Below are 4,931 nucleotides of genomic sequence, written 5' to 3'. Positions count from 1 at the left end.
GACACTAATTATATCGATATTATGCTCGTACATCAACCCCTTGGCGACTATTACGGTTCTTGGCGCGCCATGGAAGAGTTATACGACCAAAACGTATTGCGCGGGTTAGGCCTATCTAACTTTTACGAAGATCGCTTAATCGACTTGCTATATCACTGCAATGTGAAACCTGTGGTGAACCAAATTGAATGTCATCCATTCAACCAACGCCAATCTCTTATTCAATTGATGAGAAAGCATCAAGTAGTGGGCATGGCTTGGTCTCCATTCACCCGTGACCGCCAACCTATTTTTGACCATCCTATCATCAAAAGCTTGGCTGAAAAATACGGAGTGTCTAAACATCAAATCATCTTGCGTTGGCACATCCAACGTGGCATCATTCCATTGCCAAAGGCAAATAACGTAAGCCATATGGAGGCTAACTTTGATGTATTCGATTTCAAGCTCACAAACATCGATATGGACGTTATGGAACTATTAGACCAACAAGACTTCTTAGAAGATCACCATACAGCACCAGGTCTTGAACGACTATTACAACTTAAATAGTACATACTAACTCCTATTTGTAGTTAGCATCAATTATAATACACACTACAACTATGATGACAAAGTAAATAAAACAATATATGTAAAAAACCACTTATATCTAAGTTAGATAGATATAAGTGGTTTATTTATTTTATTGTACTTTATTCTATTTAGGCACATTAAAGACGGCTTGTATAAGTATCATATAGATAACTGTTCCTGCCGCAATCGATACGAGCATATTACGTTTCCATAAATGTAATCCTACCGTAACTAACAAGGCTATGAGCTCCGGAATACCATATGGATACGATAAAACAACGGTCTCCTTAAAGGTATATACCACAAGCATACCCATAACGGCAGCCGGCAAAGCCTTGCCTAAAAAGAGTACAAAATCCGGCGCCTTTTTCCCTGGTGGAAATACGAGAAAGGCACCAAAACGAGTAAGTAATGTACCTGCCACAACAATAGCAACAGTAATGACCATTTCTGTACTAGTCAAGATGTACACCTCCCCACTTGTACGCAATATAGCAGGCTACCAACATACAGCTCATAGATAAAAGCATAAAGAGTGATTTTCCCACCAACAAGAGCATCACAATCGCCATAGCGGCACCAGCTACACCAAAGGCTCTATTTTGGTTATTCTTTGCATTAAGTAGCATTTCAAGAAATACCACAATAAATAGCCCTGGCAATACAAAGTCGATGCCTCGTAAATCTACGGTAGCCAATAGATTACCAAATAGACCACCTACAAAGGTACTAAATACCAAGAATACATAGTTTAGCCAAGACACGTGGAAATAAAACCACTTTTCATCTACATCATCAGGCAATTTTGTTGCCATATTAATGGCAAAACTTTCATCACACATCCAAGCAACTGTAGGTAACCACTTCCATCCCATATGTACATATTTCTGCAGCGCAGATAGACCATAGAAGAAGTGACGGCCATTGACGAACATGGTCAAAACAAAAGCGTTTAACGGATCAAAGCCCGCCATAAGCATGCCAATAGTTACGAATTCCATGGAACCTGCGAAAATAGTGGCTGCTAAAACAGGTGCCGTCCACCAAGGGAATCCTTGGCTCGTAGCATATAAACCAAATCCTAAGCCTATGAAAAAGAAACTTATGCCCATAGGAACCATAATAGGAAATGCAAAAGAAAAGGCACTTCGATGCTTTATGTCACTCAAAGGATTTTCTCCTTTCGAAATCATACATTATATATTATGTAAACGATAGTCAAAACTAATCTTAGTCCTCTTCTAGACGATAAAACTAATTTGAACAATAATAAAAGACACCATATGGTGTCTTTTATATAAGCTATTTTATTATACATTGTATATAATTAGTGTCAAATTTTGATGGCTTTAACCAAATGTATTATAAAGCGCGCGTTAAAATTTCACGAGCTACGTCTGGTGTTACATCGCCTTTTTCACCAAGTCGAGTCATGCCATGGTCTTCTAATTGTTTCACAACTTTATCAACTGCTTCTTCGCCTAGACCATAGTCTTTCAAATGTGTAGATACGCCAAGGGACTCGAAGAATTCACGCGTTTTAGCGATAGCCTTATCTGCTTTTTCTTCGTTTGTACCTTCTGTGATATGCCATACACGTGTAGCATATTGTGCCAATTTTTCAAGCTTGTCTGCTTTTTTCACTTCTAACAATGCAGGTAATACGATAGCTAATGTAATCCCATGGTCGAGATGGTACGCCGCAGTTAACTCATGACCGATAAGATGTGTTGCCCAGTCTTGTGGCACGCCGGCACCAATCAAGCCGTTTAATGCTAAGGTAGAGGCCCACACGTGGTTGGCACGAATATCGTAGTTTTCTGGATTTTCTACCGTTTCTTTGCCAATTTCAATCATAGTTTTTAAAATACCTTCACTGAAGCGGTCTTGAATACGACCCTCTACAGGATATGTTAAATATTGCTCTGTGGTATGCACAAAGGTATCAATAACACCATTCTTAACTTGTTTTTCAGGCAATGTGAAAGTCAATGTTGGATCGAGCATGGAGAACTTAGGGAATACTAAGCTACTGAACACAGGATATTTACCATCACCATAAGTAATAACGGCACCATTGTTCATTTCGGAACCCGTAGCAGGAAGTGTCATAACTGTACCAAATGGTAATGGATTTGGCACCATTTCCACTGGAACCGCTGGTACACCAGCTTTCATAACCTCAATGACAGGACCATCATAAGTAGCGCCCATAACGATAAGTTTTGTAGCGTCTACTACAGAACCGCCGCCTACAGCAAGAACGAAATCTACTCCACGTTCTTTAATGAAAGCTACCGCACGTTCACACGTTTCAAGAGATGGGTTTGGCTCAATACCGCCGAATTGCTCTACCTTACGATTACCAAGTGCCTTTACAATGCGGTCAATAAGACCACTGCGCACAGCAGATCCACCGCCGTAAGTAATAAGCACCTTTGCATCCTTTGGAACCAATGTATCTAATTCACCTAAACGATCTTTACCAAATACGATATGTGTAGGGTTATAAAAATCAAAGTTAAACATGGGGACCTCCTATGTATATCATATAAAACCTATAAGTCTAATTGTACGAAATTTATATCTATTATATCATTTTTTCGATATTCTTAGATATGCTACACCCCTTATCATTAGCGAGCTCATAAAAGCCATAGCTTTAATCTATAGCTAACCGATATCTTTTGCTCTATATACAAAATCCCATTCACATGATAGGATATATACATTATATGTATAAGTAGAAAGGAATGTTCACATGAAATTAAAAAAATTTATTGCCCCTCTTCTCGTTGGCGTTCTAGCATTCGCCATCGCAGGTTGCGGCACAGATACAAATCAATCTAGCCAAGCACCAAAAGAAATTAAAATCGGTGCTACTGCAGGTCCTCACGCTCAAGTAGCTGAAGCAGTTGCAAAAGAAGCTAAAAAACAAGGTATCGACCTTAAAGTTGTAGAGTTCTCCGATTATGTAACACCAGATAAAGCTCTTGCTGATGGCGACATTCAATTGAATGCGTACCAACACGTGCCATTTATGGAAAACTTTAACAAACAAAATGGTTCCAACTTAGTAGCAATCGGTAAAACCCTTTTAGTGCGTATGGGATTATATAGTAATAGTGTACATAGCGTACAAGATGTACCTGAAGGCGCTACGGTTTCTATTCCAAATGACCCTACTAATGGTGGTCGTGCATTAGTATTATTAGCTAAAGCTGGATTAATTACGTTAAAAGATGGTGTCGGCTTCAAAGCAACTGTTGCAGATATCACATCTAACCCGAAAAATATAAAGATTCAAGAATTAGAAGCAGCTCAATTACCTCGTAGTCTAGATGATGTAACAATTGCAGTTATTCCAATGAATTATGTACAAAGTGCTGGCCTTAGTGTAGAAAAACAAGGCTTCTTCTTCGAATCAAAAGATGAACCACTAACAGTCATCGTACTTGCGGTACGTAGTGAAGACAAAGACAACGAAACTTACAAAAAAATTGCAGACATTTACAAATCTGATGCAATTAAACAATTCATCAACGATACTTTCAAAGGTAGCATTACAACTGCAAACTAACCAAAAGACCGACCTCAATACGAGGCCGGTCTTTTTGATAAACAATCTTTTATAGATCTATAAATACGACTATCACCTTAACAAATGTAGTAACTACAGTAAAATATGTATAATGCCAAAAAGCGATACCCTAACTATTTAGAGTATCGCTTTTATTTTATTCTTTAGTATCAATCACTATTATTAGTAATCAATCACTACTATTCTTCAGTATCGAATGTTACGTCCAATGGTTGGCGTTCCACGATGTTACGGTAACGAACCTTTGGATAGCCCATCAAGATACCACCAGCAATGATTTTATCCTCTGGTACACCTAATAGTTCCAATAGTGGTTTATACTCTGCTTCGCCTGCATGTTCAAAGAAGCCAGCCCAACAAGTGCCTAAACCTAATGTTGGTGCATACAACTCTGCATAAGACAAGCAGGAATGCCCGCTATCGTGAGTACGGTGAATATCTTTTTTAGAACCGATGGCCACTACTAGCGCAGGCGCATCGCGCAAGATGTATTCCTTACCCTTATCGACCTCAGCTTGTGCTGCACGAGCATAAAGACGCATAATCGGCACAGTTTTCGCAGCCAAATGCATCCACTCAAGAACGAGATCTGCAATGCGACGCAACTTTTGTTTGTCCCGAATAACAATATAGGAAATACCTTGTGTATTTGTTGCTGTTGGAGCCATTCTTGCAACGTTTAAGACCTTGCGAATAAGCTCAGCAGGAACTGGTTTATTTTGATAATTACGAATAGAGCGACGGCTGCGCAAGA

General features: G+C 39.2%; 6 protein-coding genes. 2 read left to right on the top strand and 4 right to left on the bottom strand.

Annotation, left to right across the window (positions count from 1 at the left end):
* A partial coding sequence (locus tag QZ055_RS08120) for an aldo/keto reductase (RefSeq protein ID WP_295825936.1) occupies positions 1 to 552 on the top strand: 552 nt, incomplete at its 5' end.
* A gap of 148 nt (positions 553 to 700) precedes the next feature.
* On the opposite strand, the gene QZ055_RS08115 is transcribed toward QZ055_RS08120, so the two are convergent.
* From QZ055_RS08115 to QZ055_RS08105, 3 genes are all read right to left on the bottom strand, one after another.
* Positions 701 to 1,039 carry a branched-chain amino acid transporter permease gene (locus QZ055_RS08115; RefSeq protein WP_105085048.1) on the bottom strand — a complete coding sequence of 113 codons (339 nt, stop codon included), beginning with the start codon at positions 1,037 to 1,039 and terminating at the stop codon, positions 701 to 703.
* Entirely contained in the window at positions 1,032 to 1,697 is a 666-nt protein-coding gene (locus QZ055_RS08110) for an AzlC family ABC transporter permease (RefSeq protein ID WP_295825939.1), read from the bottom strand. Before QZ055_RS08110 ends, QZ055_RS08115 begins: the two co-directional genes overlap by 8 nt.
* Before the next feature lie 241 nt (positions 1,698 to 1,938).
* A complete protein-coding gene (locus QZ055_RS08105) occupies positions 1,939 to 3,105 on the bottom strand; it encodes an iron-containing alcohol dehydrogenase (protein WP_295825932.1) in 1,167 nt (388 codons plus the stop codon).
* A gap of 232 nt (positions 3,106 to 3,337) precedes the next feature.
* On the opposite strand from QZ055_RS08105, the gene QZ055_RS08100 reads away from it, so the two are divergent.
* The gene (locus tag QZ055_RS08100) at positions 3,338 to 4,156 is read left to right on the top strand and encodes a MetQ/NlpA family ABC transporter substrate-binding protein (protein WP_295825931.1); all 819 of its coding nucleotides are present in this window, start codon (positions 3,338 to 3,340) and stop codon (positions 4,154 to 4,156) included.
* Between the two features lie 200 nt (positions 4,157 to 4,356).
* Here the strand turns inward: QZ055_RS08100 and QZ055_RS08095 are convergent.
* On the bottom strand, positions 4,357 to 4,931 hold a 575-nt coding region (locus QZ055_RS08095; protein ID WP_295825926.1), incomplete at its 5' end, for a nitroreductase family protein.

The sequence above is a fragment of the uncultured Veillonella sp. genome (assembly GCF_905209685.1).
Lineage (GTDB): Bacteria > Bacillota > Negativicutes > Veillonellales > Veillonellaceae > Veillonella.
This window is presented reverse-complemented; position numbering and strand designations above follow the sequence as displayed.

Bases quoted from the DNA above. Each gene is read 5' to 3' on its own strand.
- QZ055_RS08110 (WP_295825939.1), bottom strand. From the start codon at position 1,697: ATGGTTCCTATGGGCATAAGTTTCTTTTTCATAGGCTTAGGATTTGGT.
- QZ055_RS08105 (WP_295825932.1), bottom strand. From the start codon at position 3,105: ATGTTTAACTTTGATTTTTATAACCCTACACATATCGTATTTGGTAAA.
- QZ055_RS08100 (WP_295825931.1), top strand. From the start codon at position 3,338: ATGAAATTAAAAAAATTTATTGCCCCTCTTCTCGTTGGCGTTCTAGCA.